This window comes from Rhizobium azibense (assembly GCF_004342325.1).
Lineage (GTDB): Bacteria > Pseudomonadota > Alphaproteobacteria > Rhizobiales > Rhizobiaceae > Rhizobium > Rhizobium etli_B.
The window spans coordinates 131,123-153,242 of record NZ_SMBJ01000012.1; the positions used below are offsets into that span (position 1 = coordinate 131,123).

The 22,120-nt window shown below is 57.6% G+C and carries 24 protein-coding genes, 5 tRNA genes and 1 pseudogene; 19 read left to right on the top strand and 11 right to left on the bottom strand.

The window, feature by feature from the left end:
• Positions 1-22: 22 nt before the first annotated feature.
• Positions 23-808 (bottom strand): alpha/beta fold hydrolase, encoded by a 786-nt coding sequence (locus EV130_RS26895; protein ID WP_132662237.1) that lies wholly within the window; start codon positions 806-808, stop codon positions 23-25.
• Between the two features lie 159 nt (positions 809-967).
• Here EV130_RS26895 and EV130_RS26900 point away from each other — a divergent pair, with 159 nt between their 5' ends.
• Positions 968-1,213: a zinc-finger domain-containing protein gene (locus EV130_RS26900; protein ID WP_028739675.1), complete on the top strand. Its 246-nt coding sequence runs from the start codon at positions 968-970 to the stop codon at positions 1,211-1,213.
• Between the two features lie 23 nt (positions 1,214-1,236).
• Positions 1,237-2,385 (top strand): FAD-dependent monooxygenase, encoded by a 1,149-nt coding sequence (locus tag EV130_RS26905; protein WP_074061163.1) that lies wholly within the window; start codon positions 1,237-1,239, stop codon positions 2,383-2,385.
• On the opposite strand, the gene EV130_RS26910 is transcribed toward EV130_RS26905, so the two are convergent.
• Positions 2,386-3,576: a cystathionine beta-lyase gene (locus tag EV130_RS26910; RefSeq protein ID WP_074061162.1), complete on the bottom strand. Its 1,191-nt coding sequence runs from the start codon at positions 3,574-3,576 to the stop codon at positions 2,386-2,388.
• Between the two features lie 366 nt (positions 3,577-3,942).
• Here EV130_RS26910 and EV130_RS26915 point away from each other — a divergent pair, with 366 nt between their 5' ends.
• The 6 genes from EV130_RS26915 (at position 3,943) to EV130_RS26940 (ending at position 9,119) form a co-directional block, all read left to right on the top strand.
• Entirely contained in the window at positions 3,943-4,968 is a 1,026-nt protein-coding gene (locus EV130_RS26915; RefSeq protein WP_074061161.1) for an amino acid ABC transporter substrate-binding protein, read from the top strand.
• 98 nt (positions 4,969-5,066) lie between these two features.
• Positions 5,067-6,269, top strand: coding sequence for an amino acid ABC transporter permease (locus EV130_RS26920; protein WP_074061160.1), 1,203 nt, complete (start codon positions 5,067-5,069; stop codon positions 6,267-6,269).
• A 1-nt stretch (position 6,270) separates the two neighbouring features.
• The gene (locus EV130_RS26925) at positions 6,271-7,425 is read left to right on the top strand and encodes an amino acid ABC transporter permease (RefSeq protein WP_074061159.1); all 1,155 of its coding nucleotides are present in this window, start codon (positions 6,271-6,273) and stop codon (positions 7,423-7,425) included.
• Positions 7,426-7,441: 16 nt separating this feature from the next.
• Positions 7,442-8,209, top strand: coding sequence for an amino acid ABC transporter ATP-binding protein (locus EV130_RS26930; protein WP_022715463.1), 768 nt, complete (start codon positions 7,442-7,444; stop codon positions 8,207-8,209).
• A gap of 204 nt (positions 8,210-8,413) precedes the next feature.
• The gene (locus EV130_RS26935; RefSeq protein ID WP_074061157.1) at positions 8,414-8,707 is read left to right on the top strand and encodes a hypothetical protein; all 294 of its coding nucleotides are present in this window, start codon (positions 8,414-8,416) and stop codon (positions 8,705-8,707) included.
• Between the two features lie 256 nt (positions 8,708-8,963).
• Positions 8,964-9,119 carry a hypothetical protein gene (locus EV130_RS26940; RefSeq protein ID WP_420493374.1) on the top strand — a complete coding sequence of 52 codons (156 nt, stop codon included), beginning with the start codon at positions 8,964-8,966 and terminating at the stop codon, positions 9,117-9,119.
• 88 nt (positions 9,120-9,207) lie between these two features.
• Here the strand turns inward: EV130_RS26940 and EV130_RS26945 are convergent, their stop codons facing one another.
• Complete coding sequence (locus tag EV130_RS26945) at positions 9,208-9,912, bottom strand: HAD family hydrolase (RefSeq protein ID WP_237358540.1); 705 nt, start codon at positions 9,910-9,912, stop codon at positions 9,208-9,210.
• Between the two features lie 1,615 nt (positions 9,913-11,527).
• Positions 11,528-11,770: a hypothetical protein gene (locus tag EV130_RS26965; RefSeq protein ID WP_335727725.1), complete on the bottom strand. Its 243-nt coding sequence runs from the start codon at positions 11,768-11,770 to the stop codon at positions 11,528-11,530.
• A 575-nt stretch (positions 11,771-12,345) separates the two neighbouring features.
• Between EV130_RS26965 and EV130_RS26970 the strand changes: the two genes are divergently transcribed.
• Entirely contained in the window at positions 12,346-12,531 is a 186-nt protein-coding gene (locus EV130_RS26970; protein ID WP_074061154.1) for a hypothetical protein, read from the top strand.
• A gap of 827 nt (positions 12,532-13,358) precedes the next feature.
• On the opposite strand, the gene EV130_RS34040 is transcribed toward EV130_RS26970, so the two are convergent.
• Complete coding sequence (locus EV130_RS34040; RefSeq protein WP_342635861.1) at positions 13,359-13,742, bottom strand: ATP dependent DNA ligase; 384 nt, start codon at positions 13,740-13,742, stop codon at positions 13,359-13,361.
• A 138-nt stretch (positions 13,743-13,880) separates the two neighbouring features.
• On the opposite strand from EV130_RS34040, the gene EV130_RS26980 reads away from it, so the two are divergent.
• Positions 13,881-14,144: a DUF982 domain-containing protein gene (locus tag EV130_RS26980; protein ID WP_074061153.1), complete on the top strand. Its 264-nt coding sequence runs from the start codon at positions 13,881-13,883 to the stop codon at positions 14,142-14,144.
• Between the two features lie 359 nt (positions 14,145-14,503).
• Here EV130_RS26980 and EV130_RS34045 read toward each other — a convergent pair.
• The 3 genes and pseudogenes from EV130_RS34045 to EV130_RS26995 all read right to left on the bottom strand — a co-directional run.
• Positions 14,504-14,665: pseudogene (locus tag EV130_RS34045) on the bottom strand (aminoglycoside phosphotransferase family protein); the annotation flags it as partial.
• 292 nt (positions 14,666-14,957) lie between these two features.
• Positions 14,958-15,034: transfer RNA gene (locus tag EV130_RS26990), tRNA-Arg, on the bottom strand.
• 48 nt (positions 15,035-15,082) lie between these two features.
• Positions 15,083-15,388, bottom strand: a complete 306-nt coding sequence (locus EV130_RS26995) for an ETC complex I subunit (RefSeq protein ID WP_074061152.1) — start codon at positions 15,386-15,388, stop codon at positions 15,083-15,085.
• Positions 15,389-15,673: 285 nt separating this feature from the next.
• On the opposite strand from EV130_RS26995, the gene EV130_RS27000 reads away from it, so the two are divergent.
• Together EV130_RS27000 and EV130_RS27005 are read left to right on the top strand one after the other, a co-directional pair.
• Positions 15,674-15,750, top strand: a tRNA-Pro gene (locus EV130_RS27000).
• A gap of 54 nt (positions 15,751-15,804) precedes the next feature.
• A complete protein-coding gene (locus EV130_RS27005) occupies positions 15,805-16,002 on the top strand; it encodes a hypothetical protein (RefSeq protein ID WP_132552593.1) in 198 nt (65 codons plus the stop codon).
• A gap of 36 nt (positions 16,003-16,038) precedes the next feature.
• Here the strand turns inward: EV130_RS27005 and EV130_RS27010 are convergent, their stop codons facing one another.
• A complete protein-coding gene (locus EV130_RS27010; RefSeq protein WP_420493373.1) occupies positions 16,039-16,512 on the bottom strand; it encodes a DUF192 domain-containing protein in 474 nt (157 codons plus the stop codon).
• Between the two features lie 11 nt (positions 16,513-16,523).
• A complete protein-coding gene (locus EV130_RS27015; protein ID WP_022715433.1) occupies positions 16,524-17,102 on the bottom strand; it encodes a cold-shock protein in 579 nt (192 codons plus the stop codon).
• A gap of 194 nt (positions 17,103-17,296) precedes the next feature.
• Here EV130_RS27015 and EV130_RS27020 point away from each other — a divergent pair, with 194 nt between their 5' ends.
• The 3 genes from EV130_RS27020 (at position 17,297) to EV130_RS27030 (ending at position 19,238) form a co-directional block, all read left to right on the top strand.
• Entirely contained in the window at positions 17,297-17,737 is a 441-nt protein-coding gene (locus EV130_RS27020) for a VOC family protein (RefSeq protein WP_132552594.1), read from the top strand.
• Between the two features lie 124 nt (positions 17,738-17,861).
• Positions 17,862-18,965 carry a YcbK family protein gene (locus tag EV130_RS27025; protein ID WP_425375528.1) on the top strand — a complete coding sequence of 368 codons (1,104 nt, stop codon included), beginning with the start codon at positions 17,862-17,864 and terminating at the stop codon, positions 18,963-18,965.
• Positions 18,966-19,163: 198 nt separating this feature from the next.
• A tRNA-Glu gene (locus EV130_RS27030) sits at positions 19,164-19,238 on the top strand.
• A gap of 63 nt (positions 19,239-19,301) precedes the next feature.
• Here the strand turns inward: EV130_RS27030 and EV130_RS27035 are convergent.
• Positions 19,302-19,568: a site-specific integrase gene (locus EV130_RS27035; protein ID WP_074061149.1), complete on the bottom strand. Its 267-nt coding sequence runs from the start codon at positions 19,566-19,568 to the stop codon at positions 19,302-19,304.
• A gap of 413 nt (positions 19,569-19,981) precedes the next feature.
• Between EV130_RS27035 and EV130_RS27040 the strand changes: the two genes are divergently transcribed.
• From EV130_RS27040 to EV130_RS27060, 4 genes are all read left to right on the top strand, one after another.
• Positions 19,982-20,056 (top strand) — tRNA-Glu (locus EV130_RS27040).
• Positions 20,057-20,396: 340 nt separating this feature from the next.
• Positions 20,397-20,471: transfer RNA gene (locus EV130_RS27045), tRNA-Glu, on the top strand.
• Positions 20,472-20,721: 250 nt separating this feature from the next.
• A complete protein-coding gene (locus tag EV130_RS27055; RefSeq protein ID WP_132552596.1) occupies positions 20,722-20,919 on the top strand; it encodes a hypothetical protein in 198 nt (65 codons plus the stop codon).
• A gap of 320 nt (positions 20,920-21,239) precedes the next feature.
• On the top strand, positions 21,240-22,103 hold the full coding sequence (locus tag EV130_RS27060) for a glycosyltransferase family 2 protein (protein ID WP_245520132.1): 864 nt from the start codon (positions 21,240-21,242) through the stop codon (positions 22,101-22,103).
• Positions 22,104-22,120: the final 17 nt, after the last annotated feature.

Below are 22,120 nucleotides of genomic sequence, written 5' to 3' on the forward strand. Positions count from 1 at the left end.
TCACGACACTGCGAGAAGGCTGTCACCAGCCAGCGACTCTCTTGTAGAACTCTAGAACCGCCTTCTTGAATACCTTGTCTCCCACCGCCAACATATGGTCACGACCCGGAATGTCCAGCGCCTGGGCATGCGGCATCAACCCCGCCAGCTCCTCTGCCGAACCTGCAATATCGTCCTTTGTTCCAACGCCGATCAAAGTGGGCGCATCGATCCGGCCCATGTCGGCCCGCGCGACGAGATCGCGCGATCCCCGGATACAGGAAGCGAGCGCCTGCCGGTCGCTCCTGGTCTGCTCGGCAAAGGCGCGAAACATGCGCCCTCGGGCATGCGTGACGTCGTCCAGCGAGGGCGCCAGCAGCGCATCGGCGATCGGATCCCAATCGCCGACGCCGTCCGTCATCCCGATACCAAGGCCACCTAGCACCAACGAACGCACGCGATGCGGATGAGCAAGCGCCGTGAAAACCGAAATCCGCGCGCCCATCGAGTAGCCCATGATATTGGCTTCCGAAATGCCTAGATGATCGAGTAGCGCCACGGCATCTTCCGCCATGATCCACGGCCTGTAGGCTTCGGCATCGTGGGGTTTGTCGCTTGCTCCATGGCCGCGATTATCCATCGCGATCACCCGATAGCCTGCATCGCCCAGCGTCTTCACCCAGCCGGGATGCACCCAGTTGACGTTGGCGGTCGAAGCAAAACCATGAATGAGCAGCACCGGTGGGCCGTTGGGATCTCCTTCGTCGAAATAAACGAGTTTCAGACCGCCGTGGCTGAAACTGGAGAATGCGGGCGTATTCAGATTCATAGTGCCGTCCCTTTTTGGCCGGACCATATTTTATCGGGCAGCGGAGGTGAACCCTCGCTGCGCCAAAAAACCATGTGCCATGCGGCGCTTTGGCTCTACACATTTGAGGCGGAGGACTATAATGTCCCCGCGCACATCTCAAAGCATTCGGAGACAGACATGGCCGGCCACAACATTCCCCACTTCCAGAACGACGGCGGACACCGCGTGATCGAAGTCGGCGTGAAGGAGTTCATGTGCACCGGCGCATCCGTGCCCTTCGACCATCCGCATATCTTCATCGACATGGGCGACGACAACGAGAAGGTCTGCTCATACTGCTCGACACTCTATCGCTTCAATGGCGCACTGAAGCCGAGCCAGACGAACCCGGCCGGTTGCGTCTTCCATGTCAAGGCTGCCTGAATATACTCAAGATCGGACATCAGATGCCGATCGCACACGCCGCCATCATCGGCGCCGGAACTGCGGGCCTTACGGCGGCTCTGGCGCTGGCTAGACGCGGCATCAGTTCAGATATTTTCGAGCAGGCATCCGTGCTTGCTGAGGTCGGCGCCGGCCTGCAAATCTCGCCGAATGCCTCGCGCATCCTCTCCAAACTCGGTGTCCTGGAAAACATCGAAAAAGTCTGGCTCGAGCCGCAGTTCATTCGCCTTTTCTCCGGCGTTACGCTTCAGCTACTTGCAGCCGTTCCGGCAGGCGACTTCGCGCGCATCCGCTGGGGAGCTCCCTACGGCGTCCTGCACCGCGCGACGCTGCAAGGCGCGCTGCTTGCGGCTGTCGCGGCAGAGCCTCTTTGCGCGATCCATCTCGGCCGAAAGATCACCCCGGGCGCGCTTCCTCAAACCACCCGCCAGCCGGACGTGACCATCGGCGCTGACGGCGTCTGGTCGAAGCTGCGGCAGTCGATCAACGGTGGTCCGTCGCCGCATTTTTCCGGCTACATTGCCTATCGCTTCACGATTGCCGGAAAGTATGCGCCGGCATTCCTTGACCACGCCAATGTCTCGGCATTCCTCGGGCCGTCGGCACATCTCGTCTGCTATCCGCTGAAGGAGGCAGATAGCCTCAATCTCGTCGCCATCACGGCCGGCAACGCTGCGCCGCAGGAGTGGGGCAACGAGCCGACGGATCAACAATTGAGGCAGCTTATATCGCGCTTTTCCGGATGGAGTGCCGATATCAAATCGCTGATCGGTGAGGCCCGGATTACCTTCTGGCCGCTCTACGAAGCGACGGAGGGCAAGTGGCAAAATGGAAGTGACACCGTCCTTATCGGCGACGCAGCTCACGCCATGACGCCTTTTGCGGCCCAGGGCGCGGCGATGGCAATCGAAGATGCCTATGAGCTCGCAGCGCTGCTTGCAGCCCATCCTGTGAAGGAAGCCCTGCTTCACTTCGAACAACAGCGTGCGCCCCGCGTCGCGAGAATTCGCAAGCGCGGCGCCTTCAATCGCTTGGCTTATCATGCTCGCGGTCCGGTCCGTATCGGCCGCGATATCGTGCTTTCGCTAAAGGCGCCGCAAAGGCTCGCTTCGGATCTCGACTGGATCTACGGCTACCGTCCGATCGACTGATCAGACGGCATTGGCGGCAGCAAGACCGCGTTCAATATCGGCCTTGATGTCTGCCACGTCTTCAAGACCGATCTGAAGCCGGACGACAGGCCCTTCCTGGGGCGCCTTGCGGATTCGGCGATCATTGAGATTGACGTGGACTGCAAGACTCTCGAACCCGCCCCAGGAATAACCCAGACCGAAGATCTGCAGGGCGTCGAGGAAGGCGTGCGCCTTCGCCTTGAATTTCTCCGGCGCATCGGCAGCGAGCACGAAGGAGAAGATGCCGCTCGCTCCCTTGAAATCACGCTTCCAGAGTTCGTGCGACGGGAAGCTGGGCAGAGCCGGATGCAGGACCCGCGCGACCTCCTCCCTGCCCTCGAGCCATTTGGCGATCGTCAGCGCGCTTTCATAGTGCCGCTCAAGCCGTACACCCATGGTGCGCAGGCCGCGCAGGATCTGGTAGGCGTCGTCTGGCGCGCCGCAAATGCCGAGCGTGATATTGGCTTCCTTCAGTTGCTCCCAATGCCTGGCATTGGCCGAAACCGTGCCCATCAGGATGTCGGAGTGGCCGGAGGGATATTTCGTCGCGGCATGGATCGAAATATCGACGCCGAAGTCAAGCGGCCGGAAAAAGACCGGCGTCGCCCAGGTATTGTCCATTGCAACGACTGCACCATGCTTGTGGGCGATCGCGGCAATTGCCGGAATGTCCTGCATTTCAAAAGTATTCGACCCTGGAGCCTCGGTGTGCACTAGCTTCGTGTTTGGCTTGAAGAGCTGCTCGACGCCGGCGCCGACCGCCGGGTCGTAGTATTCGACCTCGATGCCGAGGCGCCTCAGCATCGTGTCGCAGAAATGACGGGTCGGCGTATAGACCGAATCGACGATGAGAACATGATCGCCGGACGAGAGAAATGCGAGCAACGGCACCGTAACGGCGGCAAGGCCCGTAGGAACCAGAATCGTTCCGGCAGCCCCCTCAAGCACATTGATCGCATCACAAAGCGCATCCGTCGTCGGCGTTCCGCGGGTGCCGTAAGTATATTTCTGCGACCGCCTCTCCATCGTCCCGGCATTGGGAAAAAGTACTGTGGAGGCGTGGACGACCGGTGGGTTGATGAAACCGAAGTAGTCCGAAGGATCGTTGCCGATATGCGTCAGGCGCGTATTGATGCCCGCGCTCTGCAGTAAATTGTCTCTGTCGTTCATAATCTGGAATGGCCCTTGGCGGAATGATGAAAGCTGCACTTCTGGACCCGCCTCGCAAAACGGTCAACCCCGGGGCTCAGACTTCCAAATTCCTCCTTTCTTACTTTATCAGATATATCAGTGGATTACGCGAGATTTTTCCGCAAAGGGCTGCCCATTTCTTGCTCAAATGCCTATGAGGGCGGCGCATTTTGCCAAAATGCCAATTTCTGCCGCAATTGTGAACCGCGACACTTGACCGTGGTGATATTTGCGACTGTGATAGAACCGCTCGCGCCGGGAGGGTGTCGAGAATTGGGGGGCGAATGGTTTGCTTCAGCCGTCCCCTCCACAAAAACATAAGACAACAGATAAAGGTTGGGAAAAATGAAGATTAAGCTCCTGTCCGCCGCTGTCGGCGCAGCAGTTTTCGCACTTGGCGCCTCGGCTGCCTCGGCAGCAACTCTCGCAGACGTTAAGGCAAAGGGTTTCGTCCAGTGCGGCGTCAACAGCGGCCTCGTCGGCTTTGCTCAGCCTGACGCGTCCGGCAACTGGGCCGGCTTCGACGTCGATTTCTGCAAGGCGGTCGCTTCAGCTGTGTTCGGCGATCCGACCAAGGTCAAGTATACGCCCCTTTCCGCGAAAGACCGCTTCCCGGCCCTGCAGTCCGGCGAAGTCGACGTCTTGTCGCGTAACACGACCTGGACGATCAACCGAGATACCGCTCTCGGCTTCAACTTCCGTCCCGTCACCTATTATGACGGTCAGGGCTTCATGGTTCGCAAGGGACTGAACGTTAAGTCGGCTCTCGAGCTTTCCGGAGCTGCCGTCTGCGTTCAGGCAGGCACAACGACCGAGCTCAATCTCGCCGACTATTTCAAGGCCAATAACCTTCAGTACAACCCGGTCGTTTTCGAAAAGCTCGAGGAAGTCAACGCCGCATACGATTCCGGTCGTTGCGACGTTTACACGACCGACCAGTCCGGCCTTTATTCTCTGCGTCTGACGCTGAAGAACCCTGACGAGCACATGATCCTTCCGGAGATCATCTCCAAGGAGCCGCTCGGCCCGGCCGTCCGCCAGGGTGACGACCAGTGGTTCGATGTCGTGTCCTGGACGGCCTTCGCTCTGGTCAATGCTGAAGACTTCGGCATTACCCAGGCCAATGTCGACGAGATGAAGAACTCGCCGAACCCGGACATCAAGCGCTTCCTCGGTTCCGAAGCCGATACAAAGATCGGTACCGATCTCGGCCTCACCAACGATTGGGCTTATAATGTGATCAAAGGCGTCGGCAATTACGGCGAAGTCTTCGAGCGCAACATCGGTCAGGGCAGCCCGCTCAAGATCGAACGCGGCCTGAACGCTCTGTGGAGCAAGGGCGGCATCCAGTACGCGCCCCCGGTCCGTTGATCGCTGGCCTGGAATAGAAATACCGGAAAGGCGGGAAACCGCCTTTCCCACGTCCAAGAAAAAAGCCCAAAACGGGCACATAGGGGAATTGGCTCGGCATGACGCAAGAGGCTCTGGGCACGACACCGTTGCCTAAAACCGGCGGGACCTTCCGGTCCGCAATTTATGATCCCAAATACCGGGGTATCTTTTATCAGGTTCTCACCGTCCTCGTGATCGCTGGAGTGGTCTGGTGGATCGTCGACAACACGGTGGAGAATCTCGCACGCAGCAATACGGCCTCTGGTTTCGCCTTCCTCAGAGGTCGCGCCGGCTTCGAGGTCGGTCAGTCGTTGATTTCCTACTCCAGCGACTCGACCTACGGACGGGCCCTCGTCGTCGGTTTCCTGAATACCCTCCTGGTCGCCGTTACCGGTATCATCACCGCGACGATCATCGGCTTCATCATCGGCATAGGACGCCTGTCGCACAACTGGCTCATTGCCAAGCTGTGCACGGTCTATGTCGAAGTGTTCCGCAACATCCCGCCGCTGCTTGTCATCTTCTTTTGGTATTCCGGCGTTCTCGCCGTTCTGCCGCAGCCGCGCGATTCTGTGCATCTGCCGTTCAGCATGTTCCTGAACAATCGTGGTCTCGCCTTTCCGAAGCCGATCTTCGAACCGGGCATGTGGGCGGTTCTGATCGCCTTCGTCGTCGGCGTCATCGCCGCCGTCGCAACCGCGCGCTGGGCTCACAAGCGCCAGGCCGCGACGGGCCAGCCGTTCCACACGATCTTGGTCTCGATCGCACTGATCGCCGGCCTACCGATCTTGGCCTTCCTGCTGGCCGGGCTGCCGATGTCCTTCGACGTTCCGGTCGCCGGCAAGTTCAATCTGACGGGCGGCTCGGTTGTCGGGCCTGAATTCATGTCGCTCTTCCTGGCACTATCCTTCTATACGGCAGCCTTCATCGCCGAGATCGTCCGCGCCGGCATTCGCGGTGTAGCCAAAGGACAATCGGAGGCGGCAGGCGCTCTTGGACTGCATCCTTCCGCCATCACCCGCCTTGTCGTGGTGCCCCAGGCCTTCCGCATCATCATTCCGCCGCTGACGAGCCAGTATCTGAACCTGACGAAGAACTCGTCGCTGGCGATTGCGATCGGCTTTGCGGATCTTGTCGCCGTCGGCGGAACGACCCTCAACCAGACTGGCCAGTCTATCGAAGTCGTGCTGATCTGGATCGTCGTCTATCTAAGTCTCAGTATTCTCACGTCGCTGTTCATGAACTGGTTCAACGCTAAGATGGCACTGGTGGAGAGATAAGATGTCCGTTTCCAACTCTTCCTTTGTCAGAACGGCGATATTAGCGCCGGAACCGCCGCCGCCGGGAGAACGCGGTGCTTTCGCCTGGGTCAGACGCAACCTGCTTGCAACGCCGAGGGACATTGTCCTGACGGTGCTCGCGATCGCCCTCCTCGCCTGGGTCGTGCCTCAGATGATCGACTGGCTCTTCGTCCAGGCCGTATGGACCGGTACCGACCGAACCTTCTGTGCAACCGCCGTCCAGGGTGGCGTGCAACCAGAGAACTGGAGCGGCGCTTGCTGGGCCTTCGTCAGTGCGAAGTTCGATCAGTTCATTTTCGGCCGCTATCCGCTTGACGAGCGCTGGCGTCCGACGCTCGTCGGAATCCTCTTCGTGCTCCTGCTGGTGCCGATGCTGATCCCGTCTGTGCCGCGCAAGGGCCTGAACGCGATCCTGCTCTTCGCCGTGCTGCCGATCTTCTCGTTCTTCATGCTCTATGGCGGCTTCGGCCTCGAGATCGTCGAGACTCCCCTCTGGGGCGGTCTGCTCGTAACGCTGGTCGTGTCATTCGTCGGCATGGCGGTTTCGCTGCCATTCGGTATCGTGCTGGCGCTTGGCCGGCGATCGACAATGCCCGTCGTGAAGATGGTCTGCGTCACTTTCATCGAAGTGATCCGCGGAATACCTCTGATCACGGTGCTCTTCATGGCAAGCGTCATGCTGCCGCTCTTCCTGCCGACCGGCTGGAATGTCGACAAGCTGATGCGCGCGGTGATCGGCGTATCGATCTTCGCCTCCGCCTATATGGCAGAAGTCATTCGCGGCGGCCTGCAGGCAATCCCGAAGGGCCAGTATGAGGGAGCCGACTCCCTCGGGCTCGGCTATTGGCAGAAGATGCGGCTCGTCGTCCTGCCGCAGGCAATCAAGCTGGTCATCCCCGGGATCGTCAACACGTTCATCGGCATGTTCAAGGATACATCGCTCGTTTCGATCATCAGCATGTTCGACCTGCTTGGTATCGTCCGGCTGAACTTCACCGACGCCAATTGGGCAAGTTCGGTCACACCGTTGACGGGTCTCGTATTCGCGGGCTTCGTCTTCTGGGTCTTCTGCTTCGGCATGTCGCGCTATTCCGTGTTCATGGAACGCCACCTCGACACCGGCCACAAACGATAAGAATGAGGGAATAAACATGGCTGAACCCAAGAAAATGACCGTTTCCGCAACGGATGTAGCGGTCGAGATCATCAACATGAACAAGTGGTACGGCGATTTTCACGTGCTGCGCGACATCAATCTCAAGGTCATGCGCGGCGAGCGCATCGTCATCGCCGGCCCTTCGGGCTCCGGCAAGTCGACGATGATCCGCTGCATCAACCGTCTCGAAGAGCACCAGAAGGGCCACATCCTCGTTGACGGCACGGAACTCACGAACGACCTGAAGAAGATTGACGAAGTGCGCCGCGAAGTCGGGATGGTGTTCCAGCACTTCAATCTGTTCCCGCATCTGACGATCCTTGAAAACTGCACGCTGGCGCCGATCTGGGTGCGCAAGATGCCAAAAAAGCAAGCCGAAGAGGTCGCCATGCACTTCCTCAAGCGCGTCAAGATCCCGGAACAGGCGAACAAGTATCCCGGCCAGCTTTCAGGTGGCCAGCAGCAGCGCGTGGCGATTGCCCGCTCGCTCTGCATGAACCCGAAGATCATGCTTTTCGACGAGCCGACCTCGGCGCTCGATCCGGAAATGATCAAGGAAGTGCTGGATACGATGGTGGGTCTTGCGGAAGAAGGCATGACGATGCTCTGCGTGACCCACGAAATGGGCTTTGCCCGTCAGGTCGCAAACCGCGTCATCTTCATGGACCAGGGCCAGATCGTCGAACAGAATTCGCCCGCCGAATTCTTCGACAACCCGCAGCACGAGCGCACTAAGCTCTTCCTCAGCCAGATCTTGCATTGAGCGAAAGAACTTCGTTAAGAAAGGCCGCCGGAGAGCGCTCCGGCGGCCTTTCTTTATATCGCCAGCGAGCATCTCATCGCTCACAACCGCCGAGACCGTCTGACGGCAACGTGCGGTAAAGGAGCAGCATTCGCTCGGCCATGGAAAAGCGGAGGGGCATACCTATCTTGGATAGCATGCCGACCCACATTATGGAGCACTCCGATGAAAGCCCAATTTGCCGCAATTCTTATCGTGGGGGCATTGATCGCAGGGTGTTCGGCCACAGGCGACATTTCCGGTCCCGGATTGGAGCCCATCCCCGGCAGCATCACCTACAGCGGCCAGCCCCGCACGAAGCTGACGAAATCACCGATTGGTTCCGCATTCCCGCACACATTTTACGACAACAGGGGACGTGAGGTGGAAGAGACCTACATCATCCGTCCCGATCGCAGCCTCATGATTTCAAGGCGCGTCTTTCGCCCGTTCTTCGACTGGGGTGATGATGACCGCTAAAAAGCGCCGCAACTGGGTGTGATGGTCTTCAAACCCGCCCATTCGCCAATGCGGTTTCCAGAAATGTCGTCAAATGACGTCATGCAACGGTCTGCTTTAACTCTTGATTAGGCATCCACTTGCTTCAGCGTGAAGTTATGCGATGCTCTTTGCCTAAAAAGGGCGCCCGAAGTTGCACGGGGTCCAAAACACGGGGGCAGAGAGAATGATGGAAATTCACGGTTCACAGCATGCAAATGGCAGACCGGAGCATCCTATGAATTGCCGGACGGAAGTCGAAGCTGCGATGTTCGAAATGATCAAACGCTTGCAGCAGCACGGCTGGACGCCTGCCGAAGTGGCGCTCGCGCTCGCGGACGCTGCAGAAGACTATGTGATGCTGCTCGCCAGCAAGAACGCCGGAAGCCACTGACGGGTTCACCTCCCGCCTATCCGCCCTGAGAAGCGCATATGCATTTGCGCGCATCCAGGGCGGAAACGCGGGCCATATCCGCCCGCGATCACACGGATGCCCAAAGATGGCGCAGCCGCGGGTGCTGGCGAATGTCTGACGCAGAAGCGAACTGATTTGCATCCCACCCGGCCTGCCTCGCCACCGCCACGATTTCGGGCTGGTCGTCGAAAAAAATCGGGCGCTCGCCGGTTCCGATGTGCAATCGGGTATTAATCGTCTCGAAGAAGCGAATATCCTTCTTCGGGTATCGAATTTCCGCGCTGTAAAACATTTGGTCGAACAGCTTCGAGAAACCCAGCTCGTTCCAAAGAAACCGCGCCCGGCAATGCTCCTGACCGGTTGCCACGTAGAGCTCGACGCCACTGCCACTGCTCCTTATGGTCTCGACCAGATCAAAAACCTCCGTGTTGATATTCGAATCCTTGTCGAACCAATATCTCATGAAGTCCTTCGCATCGCCGTGATAGCCAACCTCCGGGAGAATCTCGGCAAGGGCCTCCGCGAGGTTGCGTTTGCCGGTGATACAATCAGCCATCAGCGAACTCGAACGGCCGCCCGCAACGCCAAAGAAGAGATCGCCGAATGCCGCCCGGTCAACGCCGAGATCAGCCTCGATCGTCGCGTCCCAGGGCTTGCGAAGCGACGGATCTGAATGCCAGCCATCGACCAGCACGCCATCAACATCAAAAAATATTCTCATCACCCAAAATCCTGCATCAAAGCGCTCGGGGGCGTTGAAGATTGCAACCAAAGAGCGACCATCTGCTTCTCCTTCCCACCACCTAAGCGGCCACTGACTACAAGGTGCTAAATCCCGTCTCCACCCAAAGAAGCCGCTGACCGTCCTTTGACCACGTCGCGTCTACGGACATGCCATATGGAATCGATCCGAACGCCCGCCGCACGATGCCTCTTGTCGGGAATTTCGGGCCATTCTTTCGGATCGAGTAAGAGGCGGAAATCCTTAACAGCCGGATTAAGATTGCCATTATTTATGTCCATAAAGATCGTTGCTTGCACAAAAGAAAGCGCAGACTGTTCAGCGGTGTCTCAAAGGATCATGATCGGCGCCCGCACCACGGCCTTGGGGTTCCCGGACACCGGTCTCCTCCGCAGATGAACGGTACGGCGAGTCCTTCGGCAATCAGGATTTGTCCCACATCCCGCCCGTCGACCTTCAGGACGCCGCAAGTGCGTCCGTAGTTGCATTCATCTGTTCCTTCGGTGCCGGCTCGGCAGGCACATGCCACCTTCGTGAGTTGCACGTTTGGTAGATTTACCAGCTCCTTCAGACGCGATTTTGCGCGATTGCCGAGCTCCCGTTCATCATTACATTGAGGACTGAACGTCTCAGGCGTATTGAAACCAACCAGGCGCGTCCCTGCCCGCTCTCCAAGGATGTGGACCGTATCGCCGTCTGTGACTGTGAACCTTTGCTCGACCGACCCTGTCGCAATCGGCGACGTGTCGGCCATGCCGAGAAATCGCGATGGTCCGGTCTCGAACAATGAGTAGAGAAGTCCGACGACCGCAATGGCCGCCACGATGATCATGTCGCGGACAAGTCTCCTGCCCCACCATGTGGCCTGTCGTGACAGGAAAGAACGTGTGTGATGTTGCGAACGGCGTCGATGGACAGCAGCGCGGTATGTCGGCGTCGCTCCGCGATGTCCTGCTCCGTCACGCCGGAGAATCTGGTGCAGCTTGGTCAGTTGCTTGTCGCTCAGCCGCGTCCTGCTGCCATATCTCTCCAACCTTGAGAGCACGTCCGAGAGAAAGCTCCGCTGCCATGGGCTCAGAGTCGCTTCCGCCAATGCAGTCCGAATGTTGGCTTTGAGATGTTCCGTTTCAAAGAACACGAGCGCGGCGTCGCTTGGCTTCGAATCTGAATAGTCCTGCATCTAGCAAGACGGCCCCCCGCGCTGGGTGGATTTTTTATAGTGGATCCATATCGCGCCAATGGAGCCAAGGATGGCAAGGCAATACCAACCGAATATCAGGCCGAGCACCCATTGTTCCTCGCTGTTACGAAGGCCGAACCCAGTGGCTATCAAAACAACATGAGCAATAAGAAGCCCAATCGCAACGAAGATCACCGATACAACCCCTGTTAGCAAAACCGTTATACGCAAAAACAACCGTTTCTTCCAAGATGAACCTGCGCACAGATAGGAAGCTGGTAAATGCCTGGTTACGAAACCAGTGGAGGCGACAATGTTCGAGGATTAAAAGGCGGTGGGCAGGAGGGCCATTGAGAGCCTCGATGGCGTGGATGGCATCTCGTCGGCTCTTCCACCGCCAGGTCTTATGGTAGCATTTTTGGATGAGGCACCCGGCGAATCAGTTTCACATTTCGCCCAACATGATCATCGCGATTTCGGCCTTTCATCACTATGGCGCTTGAAAGTCCATTTCACGACGTAATCGCCGTTACGCTTCATTTTGGTTTTCATCTGCACCCGAAACGCTCCGCCTAATGCCAGCTCCGCGGTTTCGAAGGCCTCGCGAGCCTCGGCAAGCGCCTTATGATAAGCTCTGTTGTCGCGCTTTGGGCTCTCGGCCAAAGCCTTGAAAACGGCAGTCAGATCAGGCTTGTCCTCATCGATCAATTATCGATTCCTCTGTCGAACGCTTGGATTTCCTGATTCATGGCCTAACCCGACATCGGTCGAAACGACCTTCCTTATAATACGTACCAAGCCTGCATGCCATGGCTGCTCGACTATGCCAGCGCCCTGAAGCGCAGATCTGCGTCGATTACACCTTTGCTTTCCCTCGCGATTATCCAGCGGTTGTCCCCAGGTTAGCAGCGGAGTCTTGTCGGGCGACATGCAAAACTGGCACGATAGCGACACCTAGAACTGGTCCCCCTTCGCGGTTGGGGAGGAACTGATGGACGCCGAAAGCCGGATCGACTTGATGTCCGCTTATCGGTGAACCCGGATCAATCGGCATCAGTCGTCGGAAACCGCCGACAACAGAAGACAGCTCCCCAACTGCCGCTTGGGGATCCCGCGAGGTTCACGATAAAACGTCCGTCTCCGGATTAAAGGCCCAGCCGAAGCGCTGGTGTGAATCGAGCGTGGGCGCACTATACAGATAGATAGTGTTGATATTCGCACGCACGATTCACTTTCTGATAAGGCAGTGCTTTTCTATAAGTGCTTCAAGAAGGAGATTTTCCATGGACACCAAGACCTACAGCGTTCACAAGAACCTCAACATCTACTGGTCGGTGGTCGATGAAGTCACTGGCCGAGAAGCGGTGGTCAACGGATTTGTCATGGACATGCTCACCGCCGAAGAGGCCGAGCAGTTGGCCGGCGCGCTGAACCGAAATGAGCAGCAAGAAGTCCTCTTGGCTGCCTGAGGCCAACGAAAGTGCAGGCCAGATGCGTCGTGCGTCATGACACCGGCTCGCCATTTGAGGCAGCCGACCTTTGGCACCAGATATCGTCGAAGGCATTTTCTCTAATCGGTGCCGCCTTCTTCCTCCGAAGCCCGTCTCCCTAATCGCTTTCGCAAGATTGACCGCTCATCCGACCTTCGGGCGCGTCCTCGGCACTCTTCGAAGATGCTCGCCGGGCCGAGGAGGCGCGTGGCCCCGAAATTGTCGACGCCTGCGGGGCTGGTTCATAGCGATCGGAGTAGCAGAGCCGTAAGCCCCCCGCAATCCACGATAGTACCCATTAAAATTTGTCCTCAGTGCTCGTGGTCTGCGATGGCCAACTTTGCAACCAACCTGGGTGCGGCGCGTTCCTTCACGTGCGAAATCTGAGGATTCATCGATGAAGACCATCCTTTCCGTTGCAGCCGCAACCTTGGCAATATCTGCCGGCGCGAGCTACGCCCAGCAGCCCACTGAGGCGCCGCCGCCACCCCCGCCAGACGGTCGTTCTGTGGCGCCTGAATCCACTCCGGCGCCCCAACCGACCCCGTCAGATGAGGGCGCCCGGCGCGATGAATTGCGCAGCGACCGGGATGACCGCCAGCCGGCGCCTCGCAGGGCCGCGCGCTTTTACATCCAGGATGGCGACGTCAAGATCAGCATCAGGTGCGCCGATGACGAACCGACAAGAGTTTGCGCCGACCTCGTGCTCCAAATGCTGGACAGATTGGAAGGCTCATCATCATCGAGAGGTGATCGTGATCGTGATCGTGATCGTGACGGTTACCGGTACCGGTAGGCATCTCAGTCTACCGTGCCATTGGCCGCCGCCTCTCGAGTGAAAGCTGTTCGGCACCCCGACAGCTGCGCGCAAACCCGACCCTTATGCTGCCTGGTGCGTGCTCGGGCCACCAAGCGGCTGCCTGCCCTTCAATTTCATGAATCTCCGCGTTGTCATCCGGATCCCGCAGTCCCTTGTATGACGACTGCCACAGCTTGCCGTCATGCGACCGCGCGCGACATTCGACCTCGGCCACCAGTCTGGCTTCACCCAAACGATATTTTGAGCGGCCGGAATATTCGACAGGTTTCTTCACCTTGAGTTTGTCGACAGCTTCGCGCAGTTCAGGCGCCGATCGTTCGTTGAAGCCGGTCTCCGCCGATCCGTCATAAAAGCACTTCTTCGCCAGGATGCATCCAGGACGTCCTGCTCGGCCTCGACCACGTGGTCATCGGTGATCTTGTACATGAAGCGAGCGTTCATGCACACCCACGCACGGCACGACTCTTGCACAGTTACTGATGTGTTTACCGCTAGGAGTTCGAGTGTAATGAACTGGCACAAATTCACAGCGTTTGCGCCGCTGATGCTGGTGATGAATGGCTCTGAAAAATACAAGTTGGTGAAGTCTCTAGGCGACGCTGCAGAAGCTTTGTTCGCATCTTGGCCACTCGATGATGGCGAGGAATACCTCGTGGCGGTTAAGACGTGTTTGGAGGCGTTGCACGGCACGACCTCCCCAGCAGAGGCGAGATCTGCGCTCATCCGAGCGGCCGAGGAAGCTGGCATTCCGGTGATCACTATCGTTCACTGAGGCTCGTGGGAACGAACCAGCACTGGTATGGTTAGAGCCAATAGAAGGGAGTCCTCCATGACGACCATTCAGCCTGAGCCGACGCCAAACCCAAAGCCCAGTCCCGTTCCTGATCGGCCGCCCGATATTCCCGAGCCCCCAATCGAAGAGCCGGACCCCGATTTGCCGCCCGAAGAAATTCCGAATCCAACCCCGCCTCCAAAGGAGTTTCCGCCGACGATGAAGTGAATTCGATCGCTCGCGAGCCATTCAAGTACGCGAAACCTTCAACTGAACGCGAAAGAGAGATGCATTATGAATTCAGATCGTTGTGGATCAGCACCATACCGGTCTTATCCCCGCGTGGTGTGATGCGCATGCTATGATGACGCACTAAGTCGCTGCACCAGTTCCCGTGCATGTTCTTCCATCCAAGCCACTTCGAGCGTTCCTTCATCAAGTACGCCCCGGCGATCCAATTCCATTTCCCATGCAGAGCCGGATGCAGCGAGATCACGCATGTGTTCCTGCATTTGCCGCACCGAAGCGCCGACGCCATCTTCGGGGGCGCTGGCGGTCACCGAGGTAGATAAGGGGACAAGGGTCCGGAATTCCTAGGCAAAAGCTCGTCAATCCGATTCTGCTTGTGACCATTGGCGATGACGGCCAGCGGAGTTCCGCTTACTATCTGTATCACGAGTGCCCGTGAGAGTTTTGAAGGATTTGGAGTTCGAACTGCCAGTAAGTATCGATTTGCCCGCCCCTATGCGAGCATTTTCATTTCCAGCGACGTTCTGTACCGGAGAGGGGTCTTCGGTATGGACAAAAATGGTTTGGCGACCCCTGCAGGATTCGAACCTGCGACCACCTGCTTAGAAGGCAGGTGCTCTATCCAGCTGAGCTAAGGGGCCGTCCGGCCGCTGCAACGGTGCAGCGGCGAGAGGCGCATGCCTGAGCGCTCAATGCGTCCAGGGCTGCGTGCGCGTATAGCGGAAATTATCAGGATAAGCGACTGTCTGGCGAGCTGGTTCCTTCGGCGCAATCACGCGGTATTCGATGCCGTTGCGCTTGGCATAGGCTTCCGCCAATTCCTGCGTCTCGAAAGTCAGCTTCACCTGCTGGCGCATATCGCCGGAGGATGTGTAGCCCATGATGGGATCGATCTTGCGCGGCTGCTCCTGATCGAATTCAAGCACCCAAAGATGCGTCTTCGCCTTGCCGGACTGCATGGCGGTCTTGGCGGGACGGTAGATCTTGGCAGACATCAGCTGCACGCCTCCGGATACGCGGGCTGTGCCCGCTAAAACTTAGCCTTCCATCCCGTCTCCGGAATGGTCTACATCGCCTCTATAACGCGAAGAGGTGAAATTTGCTTAGCCGCGAATCCCTCCACTTTCAAGAAAAAAGCCGACTGTGCGAAATGCCGGCGCTGTAAGCGAGGACCCAGTCCCCGGAAGGTTGCCGACGGAACAACAATGCCGTGTTGAAGACGGGGAAGACGCGAATTAGATATTGCGGGGCCGGGGTGAAGCGTGTATTGCCCCCTCTCACGGAGTGTAGCGCAGTCTGGTAGCGCATCTGGTTTGGGACCAGAGGGTCGGGAGTTCGAATCTCTCCACTCCGACCACCCTTTCAAAAAATGTCTTCGCAGGCGGCCAATGTCTCTGCGCAGGAGCCGTAGATGCAAGTTGAAGTCCCCTGCCCCAAGTGCGGCAAGACCCGGATGAACTTTCCGCGCCCACAGCCGCTCGATAGCGACATCATCACCTGCTATCACTGCGACTTCGAACTCGGCACGTACGGTACCATCAAGCGCAAGATGGCGCTGTTCATGGAGCGATTAATCCAGGCCAAGGCCAAACCGGTGAGAAAGCAGTGATATTACGAGAGATCGGGCGATGCCTACGGCGCACCGCTAATTTTTTCTCGTCACCGTTGCGCTTGCGACCTTGTCGCCGACCTTGATTCCGTATTTTCTGACGACGCCGGCGTTCAGCTCCACGACGTATTTCACAACACCCATCGAATCAATGATCGCCCTCGAATAGGGCACGGCATTTTCCTTGATGTGGCGAATGGTGCCGCCGCTATCGATGAATAGCATGTCGAGCGGCAAGATGGTGTTTTCCATCCACATTGTCACCCGCCGCGGCTGGCCGAAGTCGAAGATCATTCCGGCATCCTCGGCCATTTCCTTACGGAACATCAAACCGTACTGCCGCTGCTCATTGCTGGCGGCAATCTCCACCGTGAAATTCAGCATCCTGCCGGAGGCAGTCTGGATCACCAACGGCTCCTTGTCGAAATGCGGTTGCTGCTGGGCGAAGGCGGAGACGGCCAGCATGAAAAAAAGCGCCAGAAAGGCGCCTTTGATGGCATGTATCGCCATGCAGCGAGGCATCAGTGCGACCGGCTTGCCGGGCTTGGCATATCCGGGTGGATTTCGGCTGCCATCAGGCCCTTGTCGCCATCGCCGTAGCGGACGAGAACGACCTGGCCGGGGCGAAGCTCGGTCAGGCCAAAGCGGCGAAGGGTTTCCATGTGCACGAAGATGTCTTCCGTACCCTCGCCGCGCGTCAAAAAGCCGAAACCCTTCGTGCGGTTGAACCACTTCACCAGTGCCCGCTCAAGGCCACTCGTCGGAGTGACCTGCACGTGGGTGCGCACCGGCGGCAGCTGCGACGGATGGACGGCAGTCGACTGGTCCATGGAGAGAATCTTGAACGCCTGATAGCCGCGCTCGCGGCGTTGGATCAGCGCGACGATGCGCGTGCCCTCGAGGATCGTCTGGTAACCGTCGCGGCGAAGGCAGGTTACGTGCAGCAGGACATCCTGCATGCCGTTGTCGGGGACAATGAAGCCGAAGCCCTTGGCGACATCGAACCATTTGACGACACCGGTGATTTCAACGAGGTCGACGGCATCCCCGGACAGCTCGTCGATATCGGTGAATTCCTTCGATGAAATCCTATCAGCCATGTCGCCAGCCCCTCAATACGCGTCACACTGTTACGGTTAACTGATTCTTGCAATCAAGATTAACATCTTGGTAACGGATAAGCGCAAGTCCTGTTTTCGGTTATTCCCAACTGCTCATTTTAGTCGCATGTCTTGCCCGAAGCTGACCTCCTGCCACATAACGAAGCAGCTCCACATTTTAGAGAGGAAATAGAATGCGTTATCTCCACACTATGGTCCGTGTGAAGGATCTGGATGCCTCCCTGCATTTCTACTGCACACTTTTCGGCCTCAAGGAAATCCGGCGCTCCGAAAACGAAAGCGGCCGTTTTACCCTGGTTTTCCTCGCCGCAAACGACGATATCACAAATGCAGAGAAAAATGGCGCCCCCTGCCTCGAACTTACTTACAATTGGGATCCCGAGGAATATACCGGCGGACGCAACTTCGGCCACCTCGCCTACGAGGTCGACGACATTTACGCGACCTGCCAGCATTTGATGGACAACGACATCACCATCAACCGTCCGCCACGCGACGGCCGCATGGCTTTTGTTCGTTCGCCCGATGGAATTTCCATCGAAATCCTGCAGAAGAACGGCAGCCTTCCGGCGGCCGAGCCGTGGCTTTCGATGGGCAATACCGGCGCCTGGTAAGCTGAGGCTTTTGCGAGGCTTGCGGCTTTTGCGATTTCGGACCTCCGTGCCCGCTTCGCGCTTGCCGCCAGGCTGCCCCGCAGGCACTCTGCGGCCGACTCGAAGCGGAAGACGATACGGTTGAATGGTCCTCCGCGCCAACGGAGACCGTCGCTTGCTCATTCTCCAAAAGCGGATGCCCGCCGCGGCTGCACTTCTCATCGCTGTTGCCGCCCTTGCGCTCTCCGGCTGCGTCTCGAATCGCAAGGTCGTTGATTCGGCAACCGTCCTTCCTGTTGGTCCTTCAGCCGAGCAGCTTGCGGCCAACGCGCCGGGCAAGGCTGCCAAAGGCGCCTATCGCGATCCGATGGTCACGAACGTATCGGGCGCGCAGCAGCAGATGGCGGCGCAGGACCCGAATGCTGGGGCCATGCCCGCCGGCGCAGACGCCACACAGCCCCCCAATATCGCCGGCATGGTCATGCAGCCGACCCGCATCAATGCCGGCACGATGAGCATCTTCTCGGCCCAGCCGGCAATGCCGCAGAACAACCGGACCTCGACGATCATCCGGCCGGCCGGCCCCAGCGCCTATGCGCCGGTCCGGGGCGTCGATGCCGCACGCAGCAGCGTCTTCAGTGCGCCCCAGCCCGACCAGCCACCGCAGCAGGGCGAAGTGCTTCTGCCGCAGCAATCGTCCGAAAACACCGGCACGAAGCTTGCGCCCGCCTACCAGACCGCGTCGCTTTCGACCGGCAGCCTGACGGGCGGTTCGATGAACGCGCTCTATGCCGCTCCGAAACAGAACCTCGTCGGTGGTCTCGCCGGGCTCCTTGAGAAGGCGTCCCTGCCGGGTTTGACACGCGTGGCGCCGAACGGCCTGCACATCCAGAACCCAAACGTCGAGGTCGGCTGCTTCAAGCCTGCCATGCTCAATGTCATCAAGGCGGTCGAAACGCATTTCGGCAGGCCGGTCATCGTCACCTCCGGATATCGCGACCCAGGGCATAACCGGATGGTCGGCGGCGCCGAGGAATCGATGCACAAGACCTGTGACGCCGCCGACATCAAGGTCGACGGCGTCTCCAAATGGGATATCGCCGCCTATATCCGCTCGCTGCCGCGCCGCGGCGGCGTCGGCACCTACTGCCACACAGATTCGGTGCATCTCGATACCGGCAAGAGCCGCGACTGGAACTGGGGCTGCGGCGCCCGAGGCAGCCGGACACCGAACGCCAGCGCCATCTGACGGCAGCGCAATCTGCCACATCACGTTGCGGCAGCATTAGGCTATCCCTTAAAGAAACAGCCGCCAGCCTATTGATTCGTCTTAGATAATCGGCCTCTTACACAGCCTCGGATTTCCTGTCATTTTTTTGAAAGAAAACCGCAATTCCCGCTTGCGGGATTCAAAAGGCCTGACTATAAGGGCGCCACCACGAAGGAAGCGCCCTTCGTCTATCGGTTAGGACACCAGATTTTCATTCTGGGAAGAGGGGTTCGACTCCCCTAGGGCGTGCCAAACTACTTTAAAATCAATTACTTAATGTGGGCGATCCCATTTGATCCCAAAACTTAATGGGATTCACTTCACGATGCGCAGGATAGGCTTATTTACGGCTATCGTCGTTTCGCCGTGATCATTCAACGAGCGGGCGGCGTCGATCATTATCCGGCGCTGATTGATTCGGCGCATGTAATGTTCGGTCGATTTTAGATCCGTATGGCCCATTGCTTCCATGACGGCGCGTGTCTGCAAATTGGCCTCGGCCAACAGGCTGCCGAACGTGTGGCGCAAGCCGTGAAGCGTGTAACCTTTTGGCAGTCCGGCTTGCTTCGTCCAATCGGCCATGCGCGTTGTTACAAGGCCTTTCGATCCCAAAACTAAATACTTGATTTCAAAAGAAGCACGCCCCTAGGGCGTGCCATCAATCCATAGAGACAATCGGCACGTCGGACAGTAACACCACGAGTAATTATTTACTCCTTCCGCAAAAGCCGATCCCGACCTCCCGGCCCTTTCGAATATTATAGGAACAGCCTCGACGCATTTCCCAACGACTGGTTCTCTCGTTGAGTTCGCGGTCCGAGTTATGCGATTTGGCGGCATCGTACTCTGCTTGCGTTACCCGAGCTCAGCAGCGGACAAGCTGCTTCAATCGGAGTGAGAAGAGCGGTCAGGACTGCCATTTTTCTTTTCATTGTGTCTATTTGTCGGTACGCTTGAGAAAGCCGTGGAGCGTTCCTATCTGCACGCGACACAACGCGCCCTTCGTCTATCGGTTAGGACGACAGATTCTCATTCTGTAAAGAGGGGTTCGATTCCCCTAGGGCGTACCAGGTTGAATTGCATCATATAGTTATTATATGCGAGCAACCATCCAGGATTTGGCAGGCGGGAGCAAGTTTTGCAGCGGGCCTGTGCCGGGACGAACGACGCAAGCGCCGACAGTCTTGCGAGCAAGATACGCCGCCAGCAACTCGGTCCGATCGTCCGGGGCGAGGCGTACCATCATCCAAGTTTGACAAGGCCGCTTAGGATGCTTTGTCGTCCTGAGATGGATTCAACGATCGTCGTTTTCCACAAGCCTCGAAAAAATCTGGATAATCGCTAATTTTTCGCGTTTTGCCGCTTGCAGCGCACAAAGGTGCTGACTATAAGGGCGCCACCACGAAGGAAGCGCCCTTCGTCTATCGGTTAGGACACCAGATTTTCATTCTGGGAAGAGGGGTTCGACTCCCCTAGGGCGTGCCAATCTCATTTTATTATGTTTTTTCGGGTCTTTGAGGGGTTTTTATAAGGGGTTTCCCCTAACGCCTCATTTCAACCCCTAACGCACGATTCGCAGGTTCCCGCGACGCTTCATCAAATTGCGCTTTCTTCGCGCTCGTTGATCGTCTGCGCGATGTCGAACATTGCCAGTTTCTTGTTGGCGTCGCGCACATAGTCGCCTGCTCTATAATGGCCAGGATATCGGCGTGATGTGCGAGGAATAATGAAAAAAATGGCGACCGATCAGCCTGGATTTTTTTATTTCGAATGCCAGACGTGCGGCTTTGATAGCGTGCAAACGGCTGATTTCAGCGGCTCCGATGCATGCCCGTTATGCGACGGCGACAACAATCGCTATTCGCAAATGACGCAAAGGATCTGCCGCGACACCGATCGGCCAGAGGGCCGAGACGCGCGCACCGAGGCTTAAGGGATTAGGGGTTTTACGAAACGCTACGGGAACAAAACCCCTAACCCCATACAAAAAAGTGTAATGAAAACAAAAAAATTGGCTCGCCCCTAGGGCGTGCCATTCTCCCCTCAGATACAGGCATCTTCGCCGCGCCGCCCACGTGGTCAGGCCGACCCATGAAGTTCCCGCAAGCCTCGCGTAAAGTCCGCACTCTATGAGCATGGCAAGCGGGTTTGCTTCGGTCCTTCGAAGCGCCGACCACCGCTTTTGCCGGCCGAACCGACAGACGTTTCAACCGGCTTGAGTGAGGTGCCTGAAGGGAGAGCCATTTGCCGCGCGTGTCAATCTGTATACCGGCCTACAAGCCCGATTTCTTTGAGCTCGCGCTGAAGAGCGCGATCGCGCAAAGTTTCGATGACACGGAAATCATCGTCTCTGACGATTGCCCGACTGATGCGATCGCGAAAATCTGCGAGCGATACTCAGGCGTTGTTAAGTACAGCCGCAATCCGGATCCTGCCGAGTACAAAAACGTCATGCGGCTCGCCGGGCTAGCCGGCGGCGAGTACATCAAATATCTCTTCGACGACGACGTTCTCAATCCGTTCTGCATCCAGTACCTGCTCCAGGCGCTTGAAGCCACACAGAACAGAGGGACGAAACTTGCGTTTTCTCCACGATATTTCATCGACGAGCGAAACCAGATAACAAATCTCGGCAACGGATTGATGGTCGAAGGCTCTTTGAAGGTGATCGAGGGCCCTGACTTCATACGCATCACCGCCGTCAAGCATCACAATCTGCTTGGCGAGTTCTCGTCGGCGCTCCTGAGAACGGCCGATTGCTTCGATGACTCCGGCCGTTTCGGTCTTTTCAAGGTCGTGGACGGCATCATTTCTGGACCGCTCGATCTTTCGTCCTGGATTGGGCTCTCCCTCCGCGGGGCGATTGTCGGCCATCCCATGCCCCTCTCCTACTTCCGCCAGCACTCCAATTCGCAATCAAATCCGGCGGCCAACCGCTATTTCATCTACTCGATCACCTACTACGAGGAAGTGCTCAATCTGGCGATCGACAAGGGCTACCTGCAGTCCTCCGATCACCCCATCGCTTATCGGAACCTCATCAATCACTATTCCTACTGGAGAGCATTGTTTCCGGAACTGGATGAACGGATCGCTCGCATCAGGATACGTCTCTGAGTTGCATGCAGGCGCAA

What these genes read in the sequence shown, in the direction of transcription:
- EV130_RS26980 (WP_074061153.1), top strand. Translation starts at nt 13,881, where the DNA reads ATGAACTGGCACAAATTCACAGCGTTTGCGCCGCTGATGCTGGTGATG.
- EV130_RS27055 (WP_132552596.1), top strand. Translation starts at nt 20,722, where the DNA reads ATGGCGACCGATCAGCCTGGATTTTTTTATTTCGAATGCCAGACGTGC.
- EV130_RS27035 (WP_074061149.1), bottom strand. Translation starts at nt 19,568, where the DNA reads ATGGCCGATTGGACGAAGCAAGCCGGACTGCCAAAAGGTTACACGCTT.
- EV130_RS27005 (WP_132552593.1), top strand. Translation starts at nt 15,805, where the DNA reads ATGCAAGTTGAAGTCCCCTGCCCCAAGTGCGGCAAGACCCGGATGAAC.
- EV130_RS26995 (WP_074061152.1), bottom strand. Translation starts at nt 15,388, where the DNA reads ATGTCTGCCAAGATCTACCGTCCCGCCAAGACCGCCATGCAGTCCGGC.
- EV130_RS27010 (WP_420493373.1), bottom strand. Translation starts at nt 16,512, where the DNA reads ATGGCGATACATGCCATCAAAGGCGCCTTTCTGGCGCTTTTTTTCATG.
- EV130_RS26920 (WP_074061160.1), top strand. Translation starts at nt 5,067, where the DNA reads ATGACGCAAGAGGCTCTGGGCACGACACCGTTGCCTAAAACCGGCGGG.
- EV130_RS26895 (WP_132662237.1), bottom strand. Translation starts at nt 808, where the DNA reads ATGAATCTGAATACGCCCGCATTCTCCAGTTTCAGCCACGGCGGTCTG.
- EV130_RS26925 (WP_074061159.1), top strand. Translation starts at nt 6,271, where the DNA reads ATGTCCGTTTCCAACTCTTCCTTTGTCAGAACGGCGATATTAGCGCCG.
- EV130_RS26935 (WP_074061157.1), top strand. Translation starts at nt 8,414, where the DNA reads ATGAAAGCCCAATTTGCCGCAATTCTTATCGTGGGGGCATTGATCGCA.
- EV130_RS26930 (WP_022715463.1), top strand. Translation starts at nt 7,442, where the DNA reads ATGGCTGAACCCAAGAAAATGACCGTTTCCGCAACGGATGTAGCGGTC.
- EV130_RS26900 (WP_028739675.1), top strand. Translation starts at nt 968, where the DNA reads ATGGCCGGCCACAACATTCCCCACTTCCAGAACGACGGCGGACACCGC.
- EV130_RS27015 (WP_022715433.1), bottom strand. Translation starts at nt 17,102, where the DNA reads ATGGCTGATAGGATTTCATCGAAGGAATTCACCGATATCGACGAGCTG.
- EV130_RS26915 (WP_074061161.1), top strand. Translation starts at nt 3,943, where the DNA reads ATGAAGATTAAGCTCCTGTCCGCCGCTGTCGGCGCAGCAGTTTTCGCA.
- EV130_RS26905 (WP_074061163.1), top strand. Translation starts at nt 1,237, where the DNA reads ATGCCGATCGCACACGCCGCCATCATCGGCGCCGGAACTGCGGGCCTT.
- EV130_RS27025 (WP_425375528.1), top strand. Translation starts at nt 17,862, where the DNA reads ATGGTCCTCCGCGCCAACGGAGACCGTCGCTTGCTCATTCTCCAAAAG.
- EV130_RS26910 (WP_074061162.1), bottom strand. Translation starts at nt 3,576, where the DNA reads ATGAACGACAGAGACAATTTACTGCAGAGCGCGGGCATCAATACGCGC.
- EV130_RS26970 (WP_074061154.1), top strand. Translation starts at nt 12,346, where the DNA reads ATGGACACCAAGACCTACAGCGTTCACAAGAACCTCAACATCTACTGG.
- EV130_RS26940 (WP_420493374.1), top strand. Translation starts at nt 8,964, where the DNA reads ATGAATTGCCGGACGGAAGTCGAAGCTGCGATGTTCGAAATGATCAAA.
- EV130_RS27020 (WP_132552594.1), top strand. Translation starts at nt 17,297, where the DNA reads ATGCGTTATCTCCACACTATGGTCCGTGTGAAGGATCTGGATGCCTCC.